This is a genomic window from Tessaracoccus sp. ZS01, assembly GCF_022342445.1.
In the GTDB taxonomy this organism is placed as follows: domain Bacteria; phylum Actinomycetota; class Actinomycetes; order Propionibacteriales; family Propionibacteriaceae; genus Arachnia.
Map to the genome: position 1 here is coordinate 585,677 of NZ_PQFE01000001.1, position 22,696 is coordinate 608,372.

At 68.6% G+C, this 22,696-nt stretch carries 20 protein-coding genes; all 20 read right to left on the minus strand.

Annotation, left to right across the window (positions count from 1 at the left end):
• On the minus strand, positions 1–549 hold the full coding sequence (locus tag C3E87_RS02845) for an adenine phosphoribosyltransferase (protein ID WP_076058991.1): 549 nt from the start codon (positions 547–549) through the stop codon (positions 1–3).
• A complete protein-coding gene (secF, locus tag C3E87_RS02850; protein WP_076058994.1) occupies positions 546–1,694 on the minus strand; it encodes a protein translocase subunit SecF in 1,149 nt (382 codons plus the stop codon). The genes C3E87_RS02845 and secF overlap by 4 nt, the downstream gene beginning before the upstream one ends.
• The gene (gene secD, locus C3E87_RS02855; RefSeq protein ID WP_198928181.1) at positions 1,694–3,292 is read right to left on the minus strand and encodes a protein translocase subunit SecD; all 1,599 of its coding nucleotides are present in this window, start codon (positions 3,290–3,292) and stop codon (positions 1,694–1,696) included. Before secD ends, secF begins: the two co-directional genes overlap by 1 nt.
• A gap of 2 nt (positions 3,293–3,294) precedes the next feature.
• Complete coding sequence (gene yajC, locus C3E87_RS02860) at positions 3,295–3,720, minus strand: preprotein translocase subunit YajC (protein WP_076058996.1); 426 nt, start codon at positions 3,718–3,720, stop codon at positions 3,295–3,297.
• 88 nt (positions 3,721–3,808) lie between these two features.
• Positions 3,809–4,828: a Holliday junction branch migration DNA helicase RuvB gene (ruvB, locus tag C3E87_RS02865; protein ID WP_076058999.1), complete on the minus strand. Its 1,020-nt coding sequence runs from the start codon at positions 4,826–4,828 to the stop codon at positions 3,809–3,811.
• Complete coding sequence (gene ruvA, locus C3E87_RS02870; RefSeq protein ID WP_076059001.1) at positions 4,828–5,448, minus strand: Holliday junction branch migration protein RuvA; 621 nt, start codon at positions 5,446–5,448, stop codon at positions 4,828–4,830. The genes ruvB and ruvA overlap by 1 nt, the downstream gene beginning before the upstream one ends.
• The gene (ruvC, locus tag C3E87_RS02875) at positions 5,445–5,957 is read right to left on the minus strand and encodes a crossover junction endodeoxyribonuclease RuvC (RefSeq protein WP_198928193.1); all 513 of its coding nucleotides are present in this window, start codon (positions 5,955–5,957) and stop codon (positions 5,445–5,447) included. The genes ruvA and ruvC overlap by 4 nt, the downstream gene beginning before the upstream one ends.
• A 19-nt stretch (positions 5,958–5,976) precedes the next feature.
• Positions 5,977–6,750 (minus strand): YebC/PmpR family DNA-binding transcriptional regulator, encoded by a 774-nt coding sequence (locus tag C3E87_RS02880; protein WP_076059005.1) that lies wholly within the window; start codon positions 6,748–6,750, stop codon positions 5,977–5,979.
• 61 nt (positions 6,751–6,811) lie between these two features.
• Complete coding sequence (locus C3E87_RS02885; RefSeq protein ID WP_076059007.1) at positions 6,812–7,774, minus strand: GNAT family N-acetyltransferase; 963 nt, start codon at positions 7,772–7,774, stop codon at positions 6,812–6,814.
• Between the two features lies 1 nt (position 7,775).
• Positions 7,776–8,564 (minus strand): hypothetical protein, encoded by a 789-nt coding sequence (locus C3E87_RS02890; protein ID WP_076059010.1) that lies wholly within the window; start codon positions 8,562–8,564, stop codon positions 7,776–7,778.
• Positions 8,561–10,078 (minus strand): lactate racemase domain-containing protein, encoded by a 1,518-nt coding sequence (locus tag C3E87_RS02895; RefSeq protein ID WP_076059013.1) that lies wholly within the window; start codon positions 10,076–10,078, stop codon positions 8,561–8,563. Before C3E87_RS02895 ends, C3E87_RS02890 begins: the two co-directional genes overlap by 4 nt.
• A 16-nt stretch (positions 10,079–10,094) precedes the next feature.
• Positions 10,095–12,443 carry an HAD-IB family hydrolase gene (locus C3E87_RS02900; protein ID WP_083665348.1) on the minus strand — a complete coding sequence of 783 codons (2,349 nt, stop codon included), beginning with the start codon at positions 12,441–12,443 and terminating at the stop codon, positions 10,095–10,097.
• Entirely contained in the window at positions 12,436–13,173 is a 738-nt protein-coding gene (gene priA, locus C3E87_RS02905; protein ID WP_076059016.1) for a bifunctional 1-(5-phosphoribosyl)-5-((5-phosphoribosylamino)methylideneamino)imidazole-4-carboxamide isomerase/phosphoribosylanthranilate isomerase PriA, read from the minus strand. Before priA ends, C3E87_RS02900 begins: the two co-directional genes overlap by 8 nt.
• A 127-nt stretch (positions 13,174–13,300) precedes the next feature.
• Positions 13,301–13,918 (minus strand): imidazole glycerol phosphate synthase subunit HisH, encoded by a 618-nt coding sequence (hisH, locus tag C3E87_RS02910; RefSeq protein WP_198928194.1) that lies wholly within the window; start codon positions 13,916–13,918, stop codon positions 13,301–13,303.
• Positions 13,915–14,523: an imidazoleglycerol-phosphate dehydratase HisB gene (gene hisB / locus C3E87_RS02915; protein ID WP_076059021.1), complete on the minus strand. Its 609-nt coding sequence runs from the start codon at positions 14,521–14,523 to the stop codon at positions 13,915–13,917. The genes hisH and hisB overlap by 4 nt, the downstream gene beginning before the upstream one ends.
• The gene (locus tag C3E87_RS02920; RefSeq protein ID WP_076059023.1) at positions 14,520–15,602 is read right to left on the minus strand and encodes a histidinol-phosphate transaminase; all 1,083 of its coding nucleotides are present in this window, start codon (positions 15,600–15,602) and stop codon (positions 14,520–14,522) included. The genes hisB and C3E87_RS02920 overlap by 4 nt, the downstream gene beginning before the upstream one ends.
• A complete protein-coding gene (hisD, locus tag C3E87_RS02925) occupies positions 15,599–16,900 on the minus strand; it encodes a histidinol dehydrogenase (protein ID WP_076059025.1) in 1,302 nt (433 codons plus the stop codon). The genes C3E87_RS02920 and hisD overlap by 4 nt, the downstream gene beginning before the upstream one ends.
• An 11-nt stretch (positions 16,901–16,911) precedes the next feature.
• The gene (locus C3E87_RS02930) at positions 16,912–17,481 is read right to left on the minus strand and encodes a hypothetical protein (protein ID WP_076059027.1); all 570 of its coding nucleotides are present in this window, start codon (positions 17,479–17,481) and stop codon (positions 16,912–16,914) included.
• Entirely contained in the window at positions 17,474–20,974 is a 3,501-nt protein-coding gene (gene dnaE / locus C3E87_RS02935; RefSeq protein WP_233120685.1) for a DNA polymerase III subunit alpha, read from the minus strand. Before dnaE ends, C3E87_RS02930 begins: the two co-directional genes overlap by 8 nt.
• A 129-nt stretch (positions 20,975–21,103) precedes the next feature.
• Positions 21,104–22,687, minus strand: a complete 1,584-nt coding sequence (locus tag C3E87_RS02940) for an aspartate:alanine exchanger family transporter (protein ID WP_198928195.1) — start codon at positions 22,685–22,687, stop codon at positions 21,104–21,106.
• Positions 22,688–22,696 lie beyond the last annotated feature (9 nt).

Genomic DNA, 22,696 nt, shown 5'->3' on the forward strand with positions numbered 1-22,696 from the left:
TCAGACTGTCACCAAGGCCGTGCAATTGTCGATGCCACGCTCGATGAGTCGCTCACGACCCCCGAGGAAACTGAGTTCCATCACGACGGAGACGTGGACCAGGTCCGCGCCCATCTGCTTGAGGAGCTCAGCGGTGGCCCCGACCGTGCCGCCGGTGGCGAGCACGTCGTCGACCACGAGGACACGGGCCCCGGGACGGATGGCGTCGCGGTGCATCGTGAGGGTCTCGAAGCCGTACTCCAGTTCGTAGGAGTGGCTGATGATCTCGCCGGGCAGCTTGCCGGGCTTGCGCACCGGCACGAAGCCGGCACCGAGCGCGAGGGCGACGGGGGCCGCGAAGATGAATCCCCGGGCCTCCATCCCCACCACGATGTCGATGTGCTTCGGGGCGGTGGTCACCAACTCGGTGATCGCGGCCTGGAAGCCCTTCGCCGATGCCAGCAGCGGTGTGATGTCCTTGAACACCACCCCCGGCTTCGGGAAGTCGGGGACGTCAGCGATCAGTTCGCCGACGAGGGCGCGCCGAGCGGCCGACTCGTCCTGGGTCACTTCCCCTTCTTCCGGTCGGCCCTGGTACCGCCCGTGCGACGCACGCGGCGCTCCGCGGGGGTGACGGGGGAAACGGGCGCGTGATCGTCCGCGACAACGGCACCGGAGTGCACGAGGTTCTCCTCGGCGACGTGGTGACGGTGCGCCGACTTCGCCTCCGCACGCGCCTTGCGACGCTCGATCCGCTCGCGGTGTTCGACCATGGCGGGTTCGCGCTCCCGCAGCATCGCCAGGATGGGCGAGGCGATGAACAGCGAGGAGTACGCGCCCGCCACCATGCCGACCAGCAGCGCCAGGCCGAGGTCTGCCAGCGGACCACTGTCCAGGAGCGTGCCCGCCGAGAACAGCGCCAGCACCGGCAGGATGCCGATGATGGTGGTGTTGAGCGAGCGGACGATCACCTGGTTCGTCGCGAGGTTCGCCCGCTCCGAGTAGGTCCAGTTGGTCTCTTCGATGTTCCTGGTGTTCTCACGGATCTTGTCGAACACCACGACGGTGTCGTAGAGGGAATAGCCCAGGATGGTGAGCACACCGATGACCGTCGACGGGGTGACCGTGAAGCCGACGGCCGCGTACACACCCACGGTCAACAGCAGGTCGTGGAACACGGCCACGATCGCCGCGATCGACATCTTCCAGTCGCGGAAGTACACAGCGATCAGCAGCATGACGAGCACGGTGAAGACCACGAGTGCGATGACGCCCTGGCGGGAGATCTCCTTGCCCCACGAGGCGCCGATGGCGTTGTACGTGACCTCGTCCGAGGCCACGCCCGCCAGCTCGGCGATCTCGGCGCGGGTGGTGGTCGTCTCCTCCGGCGACAGCGTGCGCGTCTGGATGCGGATCTGCTTGTCGCCCAGCGAGAAGACCTGGGGTTCGAGCTCCTCGACGCTGAACTCGTTCACCTGGCTGCGCACGTCGTCCACCGTGGTGGAGGTGACCTGCATCGGCACCTGGAAATCGGTGCCGCCGCGGAACTCGATGCCGAGCGTCAGGCCCCTGATCAACAGCACCAGGATGGTGAGCACCAGCAGGACGCCGGAGATCATGAACCACAGCTTGCGGTGCCGGATGAAGTCGTAGGAGATCTGGCCCGTGTAGAGACGGTGGGCAAATCCCAGCTTCTTGTCAGTCGTCTCGGACATCACGCCTCCTGCAGGGTGGTCGAGGGGGCAGCGGTGCTGCGACGGAACCGGCGGCCGAGCAGTGAGTCACGGGACACGCCCATGTGCGCGGCGTCGAGCCCCGACCACTTGTGGCCCTGCCCGAAGAACTTGGTGCGGCCGAGCAGCTCCACCAGGGGTTTGGTGAAGAAGAACACGACGAGGAGGTCGATCACCGTCGTCAGTCCCAGCATGAACGCAAAGCCCTTGACGCTGCCGACGGCCAGGATGAAGAGCACCACGGCGGACAGCAGCTGGACGGCGTCGGAGATCACGATGGTGCCGCGAGCCTTGGCCCAGCCCGACAACAACGACGACTTCAGCGACTTGCCGTCGCGGATCTCGTCCCGGATGCGTTCGAAGTAGATGACGAACGAGTCTGCCGTCATGGCGATACCGACGATGGCGCCTGCGATACCGGGGAGGTTCAGGGCCACTCCCATGGTCTGACCCAGCAGCACCAGCATGGAGTAGGTTGCGGCCGCGGCCGCAAGGAGGGACAGCACCACGGCGATGCCCATCGCCCGGTAGTAGATGAATGAATACAGCGCAACGATGATGAGGCCGATCAGGCCGGCGATGATGCCGACCCGCAACTGCTCACCACCGAGGGTGGCCGACACGGTCTCGACCTGCGACGGCTCGAAGCTGACCGGCAGCGCACCGAACTTCAGCACGTTGGCGAGTGCCGCGGACGACTCCGCGGTGAAACCGCCACGGATGATCGCCTCGCCGTTGACGATGCGGTCCTGCGCGGTGGCGGCGGACTCCACGACGCCGTCGAGGACGATGGCGAACATGTTGTTGGGTTCGGGTTGGCCCACGAGGGCGCCGGTGAGTTCCGACATCTGGCGCGTGCCGGTGTCGTTGAAGGCGAGCGTCACGGCGTACTGCAGTTCGCCCTGCGGGATCCCGAAGGATGCCGTGGACAGCTCCTGGCCGCGGATGACCGTGGGGCCGAGCAGGTATTTCTGCGAACCCGTGGAATCACAGGCGGCCAGCGCGCGGGTGGGGTCCTCGTGGGTGTCGTCGCCGCAGGCGAAGGACTCGAAGTAGGAGAGATCCTCCGGGGTGGGCTGGTAGTTGATCGCCTCGGGCGTGCCCAGCTGCTGCGGGTCCTCGCCGTCGGCGGTCTCCGGAGTGGGCGCAACCGGCAGCCCCGGGAGGGCGGTGCCGTCCTCCGTGGCCGAGTCCGGCGACTCACCGGTGCCCACGCCGACGTTCAGGATGCGGCGGAACGCGAGCTGCGCGGTGGCGCCGACCAGGTCGACGAGGTCGTCGCGGGACACGTTCGGGGCGGACACGACGACGTGCCGCTCACCCTGAACGGCGACGCTGGCCTCGCCCACACCCAGGCCGTCGACGCGCTGGCGGATGATGTCGCGGGCCAGTTCGAGCGACTCGAGGGTCACGGTCTTGTTGGTGGCCGTGAGCGTGATGGTCTGGCCACCCTGCAGATCGAGACCGAGCTTCGGCCCCCAGGTCTTGGTGGCGGCCATGATGGTGAAGAGTCCTGCCAGGATCAGCAGAAAGACGATGAGGACGACTCCTGGTCGTGACCTCTTAGCTTGCGTTGCCACGGTTACTTGGGATCCTCGTTGCGGTTCGGGTCCGTCACGTCGTGGGACGGTTCGGTGTCGGCCTGCTCGTCAGAGCCGTACATGGCCTGGAACTCCTCGTCGGTGATGACCGGCTCGGTGCTCAGGACATCCGCCGGTGCGTCGTCGAACTCGAACTCCTCCTCATCGGGGTTGGCCGTACGGGCCACGTTCCCCTTGAGGACGGTGACTTCGGCGCCGGGGGCGAGCTCGACGATGAGCTGACGCTCGCCGACATGCACGACGGTGCCGAACATGCCGGAGGTCAGCAGCACCCGGGCGCCGGGCACCAACTGCTGCTGCATCTCCTGATGCTGCTGCATGCGCTTGCGCTGCGGGCGGATGATCATGAAGTAGAACAGGGCGATCATCGCCACGATCATGATGATCAGGTCAAATCCGGGTGGCATGGAGCTTCTCCCTACGTTGGTGGCCGTCGCTCAGAATAGCGGAGGCCGGTCAGAAGTCAGTACCAGAGGTGCCGGTACCGTGAAATGGTCAATCGAAGAGTACGGGGTTCTGTGCGGGCGGCCTCATGCCGAGGTGCGCATAGCCGGCCCGGGTGGCCACCCGGCCACGGGGTGTGCGCACCAGGAGCCCCTCGCGGATGAGGAACGGTTCTGCCACCTCGGAGACTGTTTCGATCTCCTCCCCCACGCTCAGCGCGAGGGTGGAGAGCCCGACGGGACCGCCGTCGAAGAGGTTGCAGAGCGCCGCCAGCACGCCACGGTCGAGCCTGTCGAGACCCCGCTCATCCACTTCGTACAGTTCCAGCGCGGCGCGGGCGACGCCACGATCTGCCACGGGATGTCCCTTGACCTGGGCGAAGTCGCGCACGCGCCGCAGCAGGCGGTTGGCGATGCGGGGTGTGCCACGGGACCGACGGGCGATCTCGTCCGTGGCGTCGGGATGAATCGAGACGCCCAGCTTGCCCGCGGAGTTGACCACGATGCCCGCCAGGTCCGCCGGGTCGTAAAAGTCGAGCTGCGCCGTGAACCCGAAACGGTCACGCAGCGGGCCGGGCAACATGCCGGCCCGGGTGGTGGCGCCCACCAGGGTGAACGGGGGCAGCTCGATGGGGATGGCGGTGGCGCCAGGGCCTTTGCCGACGATGACGTCGACGCGGAAATCCTCCATCGCGAGGTAGAGCATCTCCTCCGCGGGACGCGACAGGCGGTGGATCTCGTCGAGGAAGAGCACCTCCCCCTCGTCGAGGCCCGAGAGGATGGCGGCGAGGTCGCCGGCGTGCTGGATGGCCGGGCCGGAGGAGATCCGCAGCGCAACGCCCATCTCCTCGGCGATGATCATGGCCAGCGTGGTCTTCCCCAGCCCGGGCGGGCCGGACAGCAACACGTGGTCCGGCGTCGTGCCCCGGTGGCGGGCCGCGTCGAGCACCAGACCCAACTGCTCGCGGACGCGGGGCTGTCCCTCGAACTCCGTGAGGGTCTTGGGCCGAAGCGCCGCCTCGTAGTCGCGTTCCTCGACCTGGGCGTAGGGATCCGTCTCTGCGTGCTCCACTATCGCCTCGCGAGCGAATTGAGCGCGGCGCGCAGGAGCTTGCCGATGGGCATGGCAGGATCCTCCTCGACGAGGGGGGCCACGTTGTCGCAGGCGGAATCGGCGTCGCGCGCGGACCAGCCGAGCGACTGCAACCCCTCGCTGACCTGGTGGCGCCACTGTTCCTCGCCACTTCCCGCGACCGGCGCACTTTCCTGTCCGTCCCGGTCGTCGAGGCCGAGGGCCACGACCTTGTCCTTGAGTTCGATGATGAGCTTCTGGGCACCCTTGGTGCCGATGCCCGGCACCGAGGTCAACCGGCGGATGTCCTCCGTCTGGACGGCGCGGCGCAACTCCGCTGGCCCGAGCACCGAGACGATGGCCAGCGCAAGCTTGGGCCCCACTCCCGAGGCGACCTGGGACACGATGAACGCCTCACGCTCGCCAGGCCCGTTGAAGCCGTAGAGCGTCATGGCGTCCTCGCGCACCACCAGCGACGTATGGAGAGTGGTGACCTCCCCCGGGCGCAGGGCCGCGGCCGTCGACGGCGTGATGAAGACCAGGTAGCCGACGCCCCCGACGTCGAGCACACATTCGGTGGCGCCGGCCCTGAGCACGGTGCCGGTGAGTTGAGCGATCATCGCTTCCCCTTGGCTGCCGCGACTGCCGCGGCGTAACGGTTCGTGCCGGTGCCACGCCACACGTGGGTCACGGCGATGGCCAACGCGTCTGCCGCGTCGGCGGGTTTGGGGGCCTCTGACAGCTTGAGGATGCGGGTGACCATGAGTGTCACCTGCGCCTTGTCCGCGGTGCCGGACCCTGTCACCGCCGCCTTGACCTCCGACGGCGTGTGAAAGGTGACCGTCAGGCCCCGCCTGGCGGCGCTCAGCGCCGCGACTCCGGAGGCCTGGGCCGTGTCCATCACGGAGGCGAGGTTGTGCTGCGCGAAGACACGCTCGATGGCGGCGGCCTCCGGCTGGTACTCCTCGAACCAGACGGAGAGCCCCTCCTCGAGCGCCAGAAGGCGCCGGGCGACATCGAGGGTTGCGGGCGTGCGGACGACACCGACGGCGACCAGCCGGGGCGGCCGACCGACGGTGCCGTCGACGATGCCGATACCGCACCGGGTCAGGCCGGGGTCGATGCCGATGACTCGCATGCCCGTGCGGTCACTCCTCGTCTTCGAGTGCCGCGGCCACCTCAGGCGTCAGATCCAGGTTCGAGTAGACGTTCTGCACGTCGTCGCAGTCCTCCAGAGCGTCGATGATGCGGAACACGCGGTTGGCGACGTCCACGTTGTCGACGGGCGTCTCGAAGGACGCGACGAACTGCACTTCGGCGACGTCCCAGTCGAACCCGGCGCCCTCCACGGCCTTGCGCACCTCATCGAGGTCGTTGGGGTCGCAGCGCGCCTCCCAGTTGTCGCCGTCGTCGACGACCTCCTCCAGCCCGGCGTCGAGGGCGGCTTCGAGGACCTCGTCCTCAGAAACCTCCTTGCCACCCTGCTGCTTGGGGACGTCGATGACACCCATGCGGGAGAAGCCCCGCTGGACCGAGCCGATGTCCGCCATGGTGCCGCCGTTGCGGGTGACCGCGACGCGGACCTCGGAGGCGGAGCGGTTGCGGTTGTCCGTGAGGCACTCGATCAGGAGGCCGACGCCCGCGGAGCCGTAGGCCTCATACATGATCGTCTCGTAGTCCGCAGCACCCGACTCGGCGCCGGACCCGCGCTTGACGGCGCGGTCGATGTTGTCATTGGGGACCGAAGACTTCTTCGCCTTCTGGATGGCCAGCTCGAGTGCCGGGTTACCTGAAGGGTCGGCGCCGCCCAGCCGTGCAGCCACTTCGATGCCCTTGACGAGCTTGGCGAAGAGCTTGCCGCGCTTGGCGTCGATGACTGCCTTCTTGTGCTTCGTCGTCGCCCATTTGGAATGCCCCGACATCGGACCCCACTCTCTCTATGCTCTGGAAATTCTGTGCTCAGCGAAGCTTACCGTGGCCTGCTCACTCCACCACGGTGGACAGCAGTGCGACGGCGTCGCGTGTCGCGTAGCCCAGATCTGTCGCGAAGCGCTTGATGCCTTCACCGTCGACGGTGTCGACGCCGATGCCTGCCTCCGTGCAGCCCGAATCGCGCATGGCGTTGAGGCAGTGCTCCATGAGGGCCAGCGAGATACCGCGGCCCCGGTAGTCCGGATGGACCCCGAACCGCTCCGTCCACCCGCCGAGCGCCTCATCGGTGTCACCCTCCTGGTCGACACCGCTCATGGCATAACCGACGACGCGCTCACCGTCGAGGGCGACGAAGGACCAGTCGTAGCGGAAGGTGGCATCGCAGAGGCGGTGCCGCCAGTCCACCTTGGTGACCTCGGAACCGCCGAGTGGGGCGAAGCACGTGTTGTGGAGCACCCGCACGTCCTCCTCCAACGCATCCGTCAATCGCGTGACGGTGATGCCCGGCACGTCGTGGTGGCGGACCGGGTGGCGCAGCGAGCGTTGCAGATCGTAGTAGAAGCGTTCGGGGGTGAACCCCAGCTTGCGGGCGACCTTCTCAGTCCCTGGGCGGTCCAGTTCCGCGTAACAGCCCAGCCACAGCGGCTGCCCCGGATGGTGTTCATCGCGCCAGGCGATGGCCCGGTTCATCTGCCACCGGAACAGCGCGGTACCGATGGACTGGTGCCTGTGGACGGGGTGCACGCCGCCCATGAGGTAGATCCGCGGCGGGTCCACCTCGGCCACGTAGCTGATGCCGAAGGCGGACAGCGACGAGTAGGCGTCCCACCCCCCGACGGCCATCCCCTCCGCCATCTGCATGCCGGAGTCCGTGATCGACGTGGCCACGCCGGACAGGACGGAGTTGTCCAGGGCCTCGAGCTGCTGGCGGAACTCGTCGACCTCCATGGCGTCGTCCTTAGTCAGGAGCCGCCAGGTGAGGTGAGGTTCGACGTAGGCTTCCATCGCGCTCATCTCATCGCCAGATTCGATTCCGGTCTTCCGGCTTGGGGGCGGTCTGGTCCCAGAGTCGGCGCCACCGGGGGGTGGGCGTGGGCGCGGCGGGTTCGCCGTGCCCCTGGCGGCGTCGCTCCACCGTCCACCAGGTGAGTTCGCCCTCATGGACGAGTTGTTCGACGCGGAGCTGCAGCTCAGCGGTGGCCTCCGCCAGCGAGCGTCCCCGCACGTAGATGGGGGCGCCGAAGCGGATGGACACCTTGGGCTTGGTGGTGAGCGGCAACTTGAGGATGTCCTTCAACTTGAAGGTGCCGGCGAGCCCCACCGGGATGATCGCCACATTGTGCTGGTTGGCCAGTTCCGCGGCCACGGTGCTGAAGTCGCCCACGAGCCGCCCATGCGGGGGGTCGTCCGTGAAGCTCACGACGTTGCGGCCCCGCACCAGGGCGCGGGACAGGCCGACGTTGGTGGGGCGCATCCGGGACGGCAACGCCATCCGCAGGATCTGGTAGTCCAGCACGCCCTGCTCGTTGACGGCGAACACCAGGGGCTGGCGCAGCCCGTTGAGCGTGTCGATGCCCACCAGCTCGATGTCGAAACGCAGCGACAGCAGGCTGAGCGTCACGTGACCCTGCGGCCACTGCATCCGGCTGGCCAGTTCCAGGCCGGTCCGCTCCTGCTTCGGAGCACCGGCCGGGCGACGACCGGGCACGGACTGGAAGAGCCGGATCAGATCCGTGACGAGGGTGAGTTTCGGTTTCGGCTTGGAGCGTCGGGGCTGGGCCCAGGACGGGAGATGACGCTTCATCGCACGTCGCCCAGCGCCAGACCGGGGCCTCGTAGGAACGTGATGGCCGGCTGCCTCCCCACCGCGTCTGCGGCGATCTCGAGGGCGTCGGCGTAGGTGCTGGCGGCACGGTGGCCGAGCAGCGCGGCGCTGCGCCGGTCCGCGCCCGCCCAGATCACGTCGGACAGGTCCTGGGTGGCGGCCGCGGTGCGGTACCACTGGTGGAACGCGCGCAGCGGATGGTGGGCGAACTGCTTGCGGTACAGGTTGATGTACCAGTCGTCGCTGATCGCCCGGGGCTCGAACTCCGCCGCGATCTCAGCCGGATCGGTGCTGGCGGGCAACACCTTCGCGAAGAAGTCGGCGCCGGCCGACTGGCGGCGGTTGGAGAACTTGTTCGGCAGGGGGTGGAACGCGATGACCACTCCCCCGGGGCGCACATAGGGGCTGCCGAGGTGCGAACCGGCAGCCGTCACGAGCGCATGGTGGGCGGCGTCGAGCGGCGACCCGATGGGGCCCTCCTCGATGGCGGCGCCCCACACGGGGACGACCAGCACGTCTGCCGCGCCCTGGACCTCGACGGAGTTGCCTGCCTGCCACACCAGCGACGCATCGTGGCGCACCGCGGCGGGTTCGCCGGCCACGACATCGATGATGGCGTAGTCGGCCGACATGCGGTTGTGCACCAGGGAGGCGCCGTTGCGGGGCAGGGCGCCGATGACCTGGCGGGCCCCGGCGTAGGCCAGCTTGTCGCCGAGGTTCCATTCCCATTCACGCTTCGAGACGAAACGCATGGTGCTGCTGAGTAGGGGCTGGCCGAGGACGGCCACCAACGCGAACGCGTCGACCTTCTGCTGCACGAGCTCTTCGACGGCGGCGCGGGCCTCGTCGGTGGCGTTGGCGCCGGCCATCCGGTTGACGGTGCCGAGGTCCGTGAGGCCCTCCGACAGGGGGCAACCGGAGGAGAAGCCGGAGGCCAGCGCGATGACCACGACCAGGTCTGATTCGGCGACGCGGCGGTTGAGCCTCACGGTCCCTCCGGCAGCTTCGCCGATGGTGACCAGGTCGTCGCTGGTCACGTCGTGGCTGGTGATCAGTCCGTCGGGGAGGAAGCTGCTGGCCACGCGGTCGCCGAGGACGGCCGTGATCTGCGTGGGCGACCAGCGCTGACGCAGCCCGTTGGCGACGACGAGTTCGACGTCGTCGACACCGGCGCGCGCGGCGGTTTCCAGCACCCGCTCCACGAGGGTCCGGCGGGGGTCGAACTGGGGCCGCGGCAGCGGCAGGCCACCGTCGGCGACCACGATGGTGAGCTTGGTGTCCTCACGCAGCCGCGAGGCCAGCGCCTCCGCGTTCAGCGGTGCGGTCAGCGCAGAATCGATCAGCGCCGCCGGATCGCTCGAGGGCACCGCGTCCGCCGGGTAGACGACCCTGGTGCCGATGCCGAGCCGCTCGAGGCGGAGCTCAGCGCCGGCCGGGGCCATGATGGGCGGGGTCTTGTCGTCGACCTCGAGTACAAAACCGGGACGAGCCATCAGTGATCCTTTCCGTTCACGACATCTTCCAGCGCGGCAGCGGAGACATCTCCGGCCATTCGACGATCGACCAGCCCTTGGACCTGGCCGCCCGCATGAGGCCGATGTCGGGGCTGACGGCCACGGGGTTGCCCACGGTGCTGAGCATGGGCAGGTCGACATGGCTGTCGGCGTAACCGTAACTTGCGCCCAGATCGAAGTCGTGCAGTTTGGCATAGTGGTTGAGCCAGGCGGAGCGGGACTCGCCGACCATCGGTGGGCCGCTCAGGAATCCTGTGCAGCGACCATGCTCATCGGTGGCGAGTTCGGCCGCGACGATCCTGTCGAACAGCCCTTCGAACGGCCTGGTGAGCGGACGGACCGCACCCGTCATGAGGATGGTGGTGTGCCCAGCGTCGCGGTGCTCGCGGATGCGGCGGATGGCGTCCGGGGACATCCGGTCGAGGATCAGCGGCGCCAGTTTCTCGTCGACGTAGGCCTCGAGGGCCTCCAGGTCCGCCCCGGCGTACCGGCGGTAGATCGACCGGAGGAAGACACCGCGGTCTCTGCGTTCGGCACCCAGGTAGAGCGGCAGCTGCATGGCGATGCTGGCCATTTCGCCGAGCCGGCGCACGGGGCTGAGCTCCGGCAGCCGCGCCCAGAGGTAGGTCTCCACGACGTTGGTGGCCATGACGGTGCCGTCGAGGTCGAAGGCGGCGAGCACGGTGCCCGGCTCCGCGGGCTTCAGTTCCTTGAACGTGGCGGCCCGTGCCTGACGACGCTTGCGCACTGCTTCGAGGCGGCGGACCGGATCTGTGATGGCCGGGATGTGCACCTCCTCCATGTAGTGCGTCCAGTCGAAGGAGGCGGAATCGAAGCCGAAGCGCTCCTTGTCGTCCTCGTGCAGCGAGTGGTGCAGCGCCAGGGTGTTGTCGTCGACGAAGTGCAGCTCCGACTGGAGGTACTCGCCGTAGAGGCTGAGGTATTTGCCCAGGAAGTCCAGCGTCTTCGACGTCTTGTCGAGGCTGGCGGCCATGGCCCGGGTCCGCTTGCCACGCGGCGCGTAGCTCAGCAGCTTGTTGCCCACCTTGAGGCCCGTGTCCGCCACGCGCATGAGCTTCTCGATGGGCTCAGCCCCCGGGAAGTTCCAGGTGGACAACGGTGTGGAGCCCTGCCCGGAGGTGTACGGGTGCTTGCTGAAGTAGCTGCGCACGTGCTCGTAGATCCCGCGGAACGTCAGCGGGTTACGGGCGCCCGATGCGCCGTGATAGTACTCCGGCTCACCGACGGTGGGCTGGGTGGCGCACACGGCCACCAGGCCGTTGACGATGAAGTCGCAGGGGATGACGTCGATCACGGCATCCGGTGAGGCGGGGAACTCCGGCACCTGGCCACGGCCGTAGGCCAAGATGAGGGGATCTGCCATCTTGAAGCCCTCGATCCAGCCCGGGTAGGGGTACCGGAGCGATGATTCGACGATGGCGGGCCGGAAGATGGACACCTGCATGTCGTGGGTGAGGTCTGCCACGACGCGCTCCCCCATCGCCTTGGCGAAGGTGTAGACGTCGGTCCAGCCCAGTGACCGGGCCCGCTCGGTGCCGGCGGAGACGAGTTCCTTCTTGACCCATTCCAGGCGGCGGCGCTCGGTGTCCTGCGAGGTGGTGAGGTAGCCAGCCTGGCGGTGGAGCGCCTCCGCCTCCTTGCGCAGGACCGTCAGCTGCTCGGCGCTGCGGGAACGGGCCTCGATGTGCTCGGCCATGGCCAGCGCGGCGGCCGTCTCGGTCTCGTAGTCGATGGTGTGGACGTGCGCGGCTTCGGGGATGGCGCCCCGGCGACGACCGGCGGTGTACGCCGTCGAGACATGCACGTAGTGCGGCACGCGGACCAGGTTGCCGTCCGCATCCGAGCAGGCTTCACGCAGCTTGCCCAGCAGCGCCTTGGTGCCCACCACGTTGGTCATGAAGGCCTGGTCGATGGGCGGGTCGAAGGACACGTCGCCGGCGCAGTGCACCAGCACGTCGATATCGCGCGGCAGGTCCGGCACGCGGGGCAGGTCACCCTCGATCACCTGGACGCGGGCGGCCATGAGCTCGGCGACTCCACCGGCCTGCTCCACGACGTCCTTGAAGATCTTCTTCTTCAGCAGCGACACGACGCGGCTCTCCGCCGTGATCGACCCCTTGCGGCGCACCAGGACCGCCGTGGCGGTCTCCGGGCACTCAGTGAGGACCTTCCAGAGGAGTTGCTCGCCGATGAACCCGGTGACACCGGTCATGGCGATCTTCTTGCCCGCCAGGAGGTCCTTGATACGGCCCGTCAGCAGCGGGGGCACATGCCCGTGCGCGGGATCAACAGCACCGAACGTGCTGGCCGGAGGCCTAACCATCGATGGCGCCCTCTGCGACGGCGAGCGCCTCGCCGATCGTGAACCGGCCGACGTAGAGCGCGGTGCCGACGATGGCACCCTCCACGCCGCGGTCCACGTGGCGGCGCAGGGCACGCAGGTCGTCGAGCGTGGCGATCCCGCCGGAGGCGATCACCTTCTGGCCGCTGCGTTCGGCGACCTCGAGGAGGAGATCCGTGTTGGGGCCGGTCAGCATGCCGTCGGCGTTCACGTCTGTGACGACGAAGCGTTCGCAGCCTGCCGCCGTCAGGCGGTCCACCACCTCGTGCCATGGGCCACCCTCGGTGGTCCAGCCGCGGGCCGCGAGGTTCTCGCCGCGTACGTCGATGCCGATGGCGATCCTGTCGCCGTAGCGGGCGAGGATCCGCTCGCACCATTCGGGGTTCTCCAGGGCGGCGGTGCCGATGTTGACGCGACGGCAGCCGGTGGCCAGTGCGCGCTCCAGCGACTCGTCGTCACGGATACCGCCGGACATCTCGACCGACATGTCGAGCTTGCCGACGATGTCCTTCAGCAGGTCACCGTTGTTGCCACGGCCGAACGCCGCATCGAGGTCCACCAGATGGAGCCATTCGGCACCGCCTTCCTGCCAGCGCAGCGCGGCCTCGAGGGGATCGCCGAATTCCTTCTGGGTGCCGGCTATGCCCTGCACCAGTTGAACGGCCTGGCCGTTCTGGACGTCGACGGCGGGCAACAGTTGAAGCTTCTCCACGACGCACAACCCTACCCGGTCAGGCCCCGGCCGGGAGACCACGCGCCGGGGCTCGGTCACCATGCCTTGTCTCCGGTGCGCAGAGCGCGACGAGGCCGTCTGCGCCGTCCTGGACAGCGGGGCCTGCTCAGCCTGAGAAGGCGGCGAGCCAGTTCCCGATGAGTCGGGCGCCCGCGGCGCCCGACTTTTCGGGGTGGAACTGGGTGGACGACACGACACCGCGCTCGACGGCCGCGACGAAGCTGACGTCCTCATGCTGAGCCGTGGTGACGAGGCCGTCGCCCGGTGCCGTCCGTGCGGCGTAGCTGTGCACGAAGTAGAAGCGCTCCTCTGCGAGACCCTCGAAGAGGCGCGAACCCTGCGCGGCGCTGACCGTGTTCCAGCCCATGTGCGGCAGGCGGTGCGTCTCCAAGGCCGTGACCTCTCCGTCGTAGAGCCCGATGCCCTCGGCGCGGATGCCGTGCTCGTGGCCTGCGGAGAAGAGGATCTGGTGGCCGACGCAGATCCCCAGGAGGGGACGCTCGGCCGCGGCCCAGTCCCGGATAAGGTCGTCGCCGCCCACCGCCGTGAGCCCGTTCATGCAGGTGGCGAAGGCACCGACTCCCGGCACGACGAGGCCGTCCTGCCGGAGGAGTTCGGAGTGGTCCGCGGACACGACGACCTCAGCCCCCGCGTTACGGAACGCGCGGGCTGCTGAGTGCAGGTTGCCCGAGCCGTAGTCGAGCAGGCCGACCCGGCGAATCAGAGTGCACCCTTCGTGCTCGGGATGCCCTGCCGACGGGGGTCGATCTCGACCGCGTCGCGCAGTGCCCGCGCCAGGGCCTTGAACTCGGCCTCCACGATGTGGTGCGGATCCCGGCCGGCGCGCAGCGTGAGGTGCAGGCAGAGGCCGGCGTTGAGCGCCAGCGACTCGAAGAAGTGGTACGTCATCGAACCGGCGTAGGGCACGCCGGAACCACCGATGCGGGCGTACACCTGGCCGTCGGGCTCCCCCTGGCAGGTGACGTACGGGCGGCCGGCCACGTCCACGACGACCTCAGCGACGGCCTCGTCGAGCGGCACGACGGCGGAGGCGTAGCGGCGGATGCCGGACTTGTCGCCCAGCGCCTCCTTCAGCGCCTGCCCGATGCAGATGGCGGTGTCCTCGATGGTGTGGTGCCCGTCGATGTGCAGGTCGCCCTCCGCCTCGACGGTGAGGTCGATCAGCGAGTGCTTGGACAGCGCAGTGAGCATGTGGTCGTAGAAGCCGATGCCCGTGGAGATCTGCGAAGTGCCGCTGCCGTCCAGGTCGAGGGTGACCTTGATGGACGACTCGCTGGTGATGCGTTCGACGGTGGCGGTGCGGGTCATGGCTGCCTTTCGGGCTGGAGATCTGTGAGGGCCTCTTTGAGGGCGGCCATTTCGGCCGGGGTGCCGGCGGAGACCCGCAGGAAGCCGGCCGGGCCGGTCTCCCTGATCAGGATGCCCCTGTCCAGCAGCGACTGCCAGACCTGGTGCCGGTCCGGGAAGCGTCCGATCAGCGAGAAGTTCGCCTCCGAATCGACGACGGCGTAGCCGTGCTCGCGCGCCCAGGCCTCGAAGCCGCGGGCCTCTGCGGTCAGTTCGCGCACCCGGGCGAGGAGTTCGTCGGCGTGGGCGAGCGCCACGCGCGCCACGGCCTGGGTCTGGGCACTGAGGTGGTACGGCAGGCGCACGATCCGGCAGGCGTCCACGATGGCGGAGGCCGCAGCCAGGTAGCCCACGCGGCCACCGGCCAGGGCGAAGGCCTTGCTCATGGTGCGTGACACCACCAGGCGGGGGTGCTTGTCGAGCAGCTCGAGCGCGCTGGGGCGGCTGGAGAACTCCTGGTAGGCCTCATCGGCGACCACGATGGCATCCGTGGTGGCGCACACCTCGTCGATGACCTCCAACGCGACCGTGGTACCCGTCGGGTTGTTCGGCGAGGTGATGAGGACGACGGTGGGCCGGTGCTCGGCGATGGCACCCAGGATGAGTTCGGCGTCGAGCGTGTAGTCGTCGCGACGCGGCACCGTCACGTACTCGGTGCAGGTGTTGCGCGCGTACTCCGGGTACATGGAGTACGTGGGAGTGAAGGTGAGCACCTTGCGCCCCGGCCCGCCGAACGCGGTGAGCAGGTGGCTCATGATCTCGTTGGACCCGTTGGCCGCCCAGATCCGCTCTGCCGTCAGGCCGTGGCCCAGGTAGGCGGCGAGATCGGCCCGCAGGGCGCGCGCCTCGCGGTCCGGGTAGCGGTTGAGCGTGCCGGCGGCGTTGACGATGGCCGCCGCCATCTCCTGCCGGACAGCCGGCGACGGCGGGTAGGGGTTCTCGTTGACGTTGAGCACCACAGGCACGTCCAGCTGGGGAGCACCGTAGGGCTCCTCCCCCACCAGGTCCGCACGCAGCGGGAGGTCGTCGAGCGTGATCACTGGGCCCTCCGCACCGTGATGGCCGCGGCGTGGCCCGGCAGGTCTTCGGCCAGCGCGAACTTCTCCACCCCGTCTGCGATGGCCATCAGGGCCTGCTCGGTGTAGCCGATGACGTGCACGGTGCGCATGAACGAGCGCACGTTGAGACCCGACGAGTGGCAGGCGCAGCCCGCGGTGGGCAACACATGCGTCGAACCTGCGGAGTAGTCGCCCAGCGAGACGGGGGCGAAGTCGCCGACGAAGATGGCGCCGGCGTTGCGGATACGCGCGGCCACCGCCTCCGCGTTGGCTGTCTGGATCTCCAGGTGTTCGGCGGCGTAGGCGTCCGCCACTGCGACGGCCTGGTCGAGGTCGCGCACCAGCACGACGGCGGACTGCGGGCCAGTGAGCGCGGTGCGGATCCGCTCGTGGTGCTTCTGCACCTCCACCTGCCGGGTCACCTCCGCCCGGACGGCCTCGCCCAGCGCGGCCGAGGGTGTGATGAGCACAGACGCTGCCAACGGGTCGTGTTCGGCCTGTGAGATGAGGTCTGCGGCCACGTAGGCCGGGTTCGCGGTGTCGTCGGCCACGATGGCGATCTCCGTGGGGCCGGCCTCCGAGTCGATGCCGACGAGCCCGCGGAGCAGGCGCTTGGCCGCCACCACGTAGATGTTGCCGGGGCCGGTGATCAACGAGACGGGCTCGCACAGGCCCTCGACGCCGTGGGCGAACATGGCCACGGCCTGTGCGCCACCGACGGCGTAGACCTCTTCCACGCCGAGGATGTGGCACAGCGCCAGGATGTTGGGGTGCGGCAGCCCGCCGAAGTCCTTCTGGGGCGGCGACGCGACGGCGATCGACGGCACTCCGGCCACCTGCGCCGGCACCACGTTCATGATGACCGAGGAGGCCAGCGGAGCGAGGCCGCCCGGCACGTAGAGGCCGACGCGGCCGACGGGGATGTTGCGCAGGCCCACGCGGGCGCCGTCGGCGAGGACCGCGGGGGCCGGGTTCGAGTCGAGTTCCAGGTCCTGGGCCACCTGACGGCGCCGTTGGATGGACACGGCGAAGGCCTCGGCCAGGTCCGGGTCGAGTTCTGCGGCGGCGCGGGCCAGTTCAGCAGCCGGTACGCGGAGCGACTCCGGAATCACGCCATCGAACTTCTGGGAGTACTCGCGCAGCGCCTGCTCACCGCGGGCAGCCACGTCGTCGACGATGGGCCGCACCACCTCCACCGCGGCGTCCACGTCGAACGACCCGCGGGGCAACATGGCCCGGTAGGGCCCCTGAGCCCCGGTGAAATCAAGAATGCGCAGCACGGTAAGCCATCCTACTGCGTGGGCTCAGGCTCCTCGGACTCCTGCTCATCCCCTGGTTCCGGCCAGAACGCAGCGAGCAGCATGACAGGGGTGATCGCGGTGAAGGGGGCCACCATCAGGGCGGCCAGGGACCGCAGTTGGAGGTCCACCGCGACGACATCGCCGGCCGAGGCCGAAGCCAGCCGCTGCGCGAACCCGGTGGTGCCCACGACCAGCCCCAGCCGCCACGTCATGAGCGCGGCCGCGACTGCGGCCAGGACGGATCCAACGATCACGAGCCAACCGCGGCGGTACAGGACGAACCAGCCGACGAGGCCCACGGCGGCCCCGATGATCCCGGTGATCAGCACGAAGCTGGCGTCGGCGCCGATCATGGCGGCCTGCCCGCGTTCGGAGATCAGGGCGGTGAGGTCCTCCTGGATCTGGTACGTGGGCCGGGGCGCGGTGGCGGCCCAGAGGAGACCTCCGAGGGCGCCCACCAGCACCGAGGCGGCGACGAAGACGATCAGGCGCCACCAGCTGTTGTCCCACAGTTCGGCGAGTTGGCTGCGCCGGGTGACGACGAGGAGGCCGTCAGACATCAGCGCCCCGTCCCATGCCGACGCAGGCCGGCCCCAGGACGGCCTTCAGGTCTGCGAAGAGCGCCGACGTGAGGTTCACCCGGTAACCGTCGCCGAGGCGGAAGGTCTTGATGGTGTCGCCGGTGCGGAGGCTGAGGTGCACCTCGGCCGCGCCGGGGTACAGGGCGAGGATCTCCTTCAGGCGGTTCACCAGGCCGGGGGTGCAGCGCACCGCGGGCAGGGACAGGGCGAGCGGGCCGACGTTACCTTCGGCGCTGACGTGTGGCGTGATGATCTGCTGGGCCCGCATCCGGCCGCGGTCCTCGCCGTCCTCGGCCGCGCCGCTGATGGCGATGATGGTGTCCGGCTCCAGGTACTGCGCCACCTGGTCGTAGACCCGGGGGAAGACCGTGACCTCCAGCGAGCTGGTGAGGTCCTCCACGCTGATGATGGCCCAGATGTTGCCGGCCTTGTTGACGCGGCGGGCCACCGACGTGATGAGGCCACACACCTTGGTGGGGCCGCGGTAGCCGTCCGGGGAGGCGACCGAGGAGATCGACCGCTCGGAGTTGGCCTGCAGGACGTGCTCGAGCCCGTTGAGCGGGTGGTCCGACACGTAGAGGCCCAGCATCTCGCGCTCGAAGCCGAGCTTGGTGCGGCGGTCCCACTCGTCCATCTCAGGCACCGTGTCGCGCAGCGCGGAGCTGGTGTCGTCGACCTCGGCACCGAAACCGAAGTCGAACCCGTCCTGGCCGTGCTCCGCGTTGCGCTTGAGGTCGATGACCGCGTCGACGGCGTTCTCGTAGATGCTCATCAGGGCGCGCCGGGCGTGGCCCATCTCGTCGAAGGCCCCAGCCTTGATCAGCGATTCGACCACCCGCTTGTTGCAGATCAGCAGCGGCGCCTTGTCCAGGAAGTCGTGGAAGTCCGACGCGGGGCCGAGGCGCTTGCGCTCCTCCACCCAGGCGGTGACCACCTTGTCGCCCACGTTGCGGACGGCGCCCAGGCCGAAGCGGATGTGCTCGCCCACTGGCGTGAACATGACCTCGGAGGAGTTCACGTCCGGCGGCAGCACCTCGATGCCCATGCGGCGGCATTCGGCGAGGTACTGGGCGGACTTGTCCTTGTCGTCGCGCACCGACTGGAGCAGCGCCGCCATGTATTCGACGGGGTACTTCGCCTTGAGGTAGGCCGTCCAGTAGGAGATGACGCCGTAGGCCGCGGTGTGCGCCTTGTTGAAGGCGTAGTCGGAGAACGGGATCAGGATCTCCCACAGCGCCTTGATGGCACCGTCGGAGAAGCCGTTGGCCCGCATGCCCTCGGAGAACGGCACGAACTCCGCGTCGAGGACCTCCTTCTTCTTCTTGCCCATCGCGCGGCGCAGCAGGTCTGCCTTGCCCAGCGAGTAGCCGGCGACGCGCTGGGCGATCTGCTGGACCTGCTCCTGGTAGACGATCAGGCCGTAGGTGGTGGAGAGGATGTCCGCGAGTGGTTCCTCGAGCTCCGGGTGGATCGGGACGATCTCCTGCTGGCCGGTCTTGCGCAGGGCGTAGTTGGTGTGGGACTGGGCGCCCATGGGCCCGGGCCGGTACAGGGCCAGCGCCGCGGAGATGTCCTCGAAATGGTCCGGCTGCATGAGTCGCAGCAGGGTGCGCATGCCACCGCCGTCGAGCTGGAAGATGCCCAGGGTGTCGCCGCTGGCCAGCAGGTCGTAGGCGGCCTTGTCTGTCATGTCCTCGACGAGGGCGTCCAGGTCGAGGTCGAAGTCGCGGTTCAACTTGATGTTGCGCACCGCGTCGTCGAGGACGGTGAGGTTGCGCAACCCCAGGAAGTCCATCTTGATCAGCCCGAGGGACTCGCAGCCCGGGTAATCGAACTGCGTGATGATCGCACCGTCGGCCTCGCGCTTCATGAGCGGGATGATGTCGATCAGCGAATGCGAACTCATGATCACGCCCGCGGCGTGGACGCCCCACTGGCGCTTCAGCCCTTCCAGGCCCTTGGCCGTGTCGACGACGGTGCGCACGTCCGGCGACGACTGGTACAGCTCGCGGAACTCGTTGCCCTCGGCGTAGCGCTTGTGCTGCTCGTTGAACAGGTCTGCCAGCGACACGCCCTTGCCCATGACGTCTGCCGGCATGGCCTTGGTGATCTGCTCGCCGATGGCGAACGGCATGTCGAGCACGCGCGCGGAGTCCTTCACCGCGGCCTTCGCCTTGATGGAGCCGTACGTGATGATCTGGGCGACCTTGTCGTTGCCGTACTTCTCCGACACGTACTGGATGACTTCGCCGCGGCGGCGATCATCGAAGTCGATGTCGAAGTCCGGCATCGAGACGCGTTCCGGGTTCAGGAACCGCTCGAACAGGAGGCCGTGCTGCAGCGGGCAGAGATCGGTGATGCGCAGCGCGTAGGCGCAGATGGAACCTGCACCCGAGCCACGGCCGGGGCCGACCCGGATGCCGTTCTTCTTGGCCCAGTTGATGAAGTCCGCCACCACGAGGAAGTAGCCGGTGAAGCCCATGGAGGCGATGATGCTGGTCTCGAACTCGGCGCGTTCACGCACCTCCTGGGAGATGTTGCCGTGGTAGCGCGCCTGCAGGCCGCGTTCGACCTCCTTGTGGAACCAGGAGTCCTCGGTCTCGCCCTCCGGGACGGGGTACCGGGGCATGTAGGTGCCCATGCCCTCGTCGAACTTCGTCTCGATCCGCTCCGCGATGGCGAGCGTGTTGTCGCACGCCTCCGGCAGTTCCCGGAACAGCGAGCGCATCTCCTCGGCGGACTTGAGGTAGTACCCGTTGCCGTCGAACTTGAAGCGGCTGATCTCCGCCTTCCGCGAGCCGGCCGAGACGCAGAGCAGGGTGTCGTGGGCGTCTGCATCGTGGGCGTGCACGTAGTGGAGGTCGTTGGTGGCCACGAGCGGCAGCGAGAGGTCCTTCGCCAGGCGCAGCAGGTCCTTGCGGACCCTGGTCTCGATATCGAGGCCGTGGTCCATCAGTTCGACGTAGAAGTTGCCCTCCCCGAAGATGTCGCGGAACTCCGCGGCGGCGGCGCGGGCGTTGTCGTACTGCCCCAGGCGCAGGAAGGTCTGCACCTCGCCCGACGGGCACCCCGTCGTGGCCAGCAGGCCCTTGCCGTACTGGTGGAGCAGTTCCCGGTCTGCGCGCGGCTTGTAGAAGAAGCCCTCGAGGGAGCTCCTGGTGGAGAGCCTGAAGAGGTTGTGCATGCCCTCGTTGTTGGAGGCCCACATCGTCATGTGGGTGTAGGCGCCCTTCGACGCGACGTCGTCGCCGGTACCGTCGCCGAACTGCACGCGCTTGCGCTCAGAGCGGTGGGTGCGCGGCGTCAGGTAGGCCTCGAGGCCGATGATCGGCTTGACGTCGTAGTTCTTGGAGGCCTTGTAGAACTCGTAGGCACCGTAGAGATTGCCGTGGTCTGTCATGGCGAGGGCCGGCATGCCCATCTTCTCCGCGCCCTTGAACAGGTCGTGGATGCGGGCCGCGCCATCGAGCATCGAGAACTCCGTGTGGCAGTGCAGGTGAACGAAATTCTCAGCCACAGACAACCAACCTCCACTACGGACCAACGGCTCCACAGCTTACCCTGCCACCGTCGGTCCCCCTTCTGGTGACGGCCCGCCGGGTCAGCCCATCATTGCCGCGAGCACCTGGACCGCCACGATCTTGGCGATGATGCCCAGTGCGAACAGCGCCGCGTAGCCTGCCTCGACCCTGTCGTCGTTCACGCGCTCGTTCGCGAAGGCCAGGATCGCCGGCTGGCCGATGTAGCCGGCGAAACCGCCTGCTGCCCGCGGTGCCGACAGCCCCATGGTGCGGGCTCCGGCCAGGAACGCGACAGCTGAGGCGATGACCACCGCGGCCGCCAGGGCACCGGCGCGGAGACCCGTGCCGGTCAGGGCCTGCGACGCGAACATGGGGCCGGACGCCAGCCCCACCGTCGCGAGGAACAGCAGCAGCCCGAGCTGGCGGATGGTCAGGTTCACCGACAACGGGATGGACCAGAGCAGCGGGCCGGTGCGGTGCATGGCACCCAGGATCATGCCCACGACGAGCGGGCCGGCCGCGGGGCCGAGCGAGAAGTCGATCCCTCCGGGCAGCGGGACGGTGACCGCCCCCAGCAGCAGGCCCAGCACGAGGCCCAGGCCGAGCCCCAGCGCATCCACCTCTGAGACCTTGCGCTCGGAGTCGCCGAAGAAGGAGCCCATGGCGTCGAGGTCGCGTTGGGGGCCCACCGCGAGGACCCGGTCGCCCAGTTGCAGGACGAGGTCGTCGCGCGCCAGCAGGTCCGCGTCGCCGCGGCGCACCCGCGTGATCACCCCGCCGAACCGGCTGGGGAGGTTCAGTTGCGCCACCGAGTGGCCGGCCACGTGGTTCGAGGAGACGACGAAGCGGCGGAAGTCCACGGAACCGCGGTCCGTGGTGAGTTCCTGCTCCAGCCGCGTGCCGAGGAACTCCACCGCCCGGCCCACCGCGTTGGGCGCCCCCACCACGAGGACGCGGTCCCCCGGCAGCAGTTCCTCGCCGGGCGACACGACGCGGGTGCGGCCGTCGCGCACCAGGTAGCTCATCTTGATGGCCTCATCGGCCCAACCGGGCACCAGGCGCAGCGAGGAGGTGCGGTCCACCTCCACGGATTCAGCGACGATGCCCTCGGCGTTGGCGGACGGCTCGTCCTTGCGGCCCGGCCACCGCCGGTTCACCACGAGCGCGACCACGATGATGGCCAGCACCACGCCCACCGGGTAGCCCAGCGAGTAGCCGACGGCGGCTTCGGCGCTGCCGGTCGCGGCCGTCGCCGCTGCGAGGGCGGGGGTCGACGTCAGAGCACCGGCCAACACGCCCGCGATCATGCCGGGGCCTAGCCCGAAGGCGCTGCCCAGCAGGATCGCCACCACCGTCACGACGGCGATGACGCCCACCGCGAGCCCCATGAAGGGAAGTTGCCTGCGCAGGTCGGCGAAGAACGTCTCGCCGGCGGCGACGCCCACGGTGTAGACGAACAGCGCCAGCCCGAGCGTCGACACCAGGCCCAGACCCTCCCCCAGCGCCGGTTCCAGCGCGCCGAAGAACAGGCCCACGAACAGCGCCCCCGCCGCCCCGAACCGCAACGGTCCGAACGGGATCATGCCGACGGCGGCGCCGAGCGCCACCACGAGCATGATCGTCAGGAGCGGTGAGGAGGTGAGGAGGTCGAGCACACGGGTCAGGCTACTCGC

Coding starts and splice junctions, on each gene's coding strand:
- C3E87_RS02930 (WP_076059027.1), bottom strand. CDS start 17,481: ATGTCTGACGGCCTCCTCGTCGTCACCCGGCGCAGCCAACTCGCCGAA.
- secF (WP_076058994.1), bottom strand. CDS start 1,694: ATGTCCGAGACGACTGACAAGAAGCTGGGATTTGCCCACCGTCTCTAC.
- C3E87_RS02885 (WP_076059007.1), bottom strand. CDS start 7,774: ATGAGCGCGATGGAAGCCTACGTCGAACCTCACCTCACCTGGCGGCTC.
- yajC (WP_076058996.1), bottom strand. CDS start 3,720: ATGCCACCCGGATTTGACCTGATCATCATGATCGTGGCGATGATCGCC.
- C3E87_RS02895 (WP_076059013.1), bottom strand. CDS start 10,078: ATGGCTCGTCCCGGTTTTGTACTCGAGGTCGACGACAAGACCCCGCCC.
- dnaE (WP_233120685.1), bottom strand. CDS start 20,974: ATGCTCGATGGCGCGGCCCGCATCCACGACCTGTTCAAGGGCGCGGAG.
- hisB (WP_076059021.1), bottom strand. CDS start 14,523: ATGACCCGCACCGCCACCGTCGAACGCATCACCAGCGAGTCGTCCATC.
- ruvA (WP_076059001.1), bottom strand. CDS start 5,448: ATGATCGCTCAACTCACCGGCACCGTGCTCAGGGCCGGCGCCACCGAA.
- C3E87_RS02900 (WP_083665348.1), bottom strand. CDS start 12,443: ATGGTTAGGCCTCCGGCCAGCACGTTCGGTGCTGTTGATCCCGCGCAC.
- C3E87_RS02880 (WP_076059005.1), bottom strand. CDS start 6,750: ATGTCGGGGCATTCCAAATGGGCGACGACGAAGCACAAGAAGGCAGTC.
- C3E87_RS02890 (WP_076059010.1), bottom strand. CDS start 8,564: ATGAAGCGTCATCTCCCGTCCTGGGCCCAGCCCCGACGCTCCAAGCCG.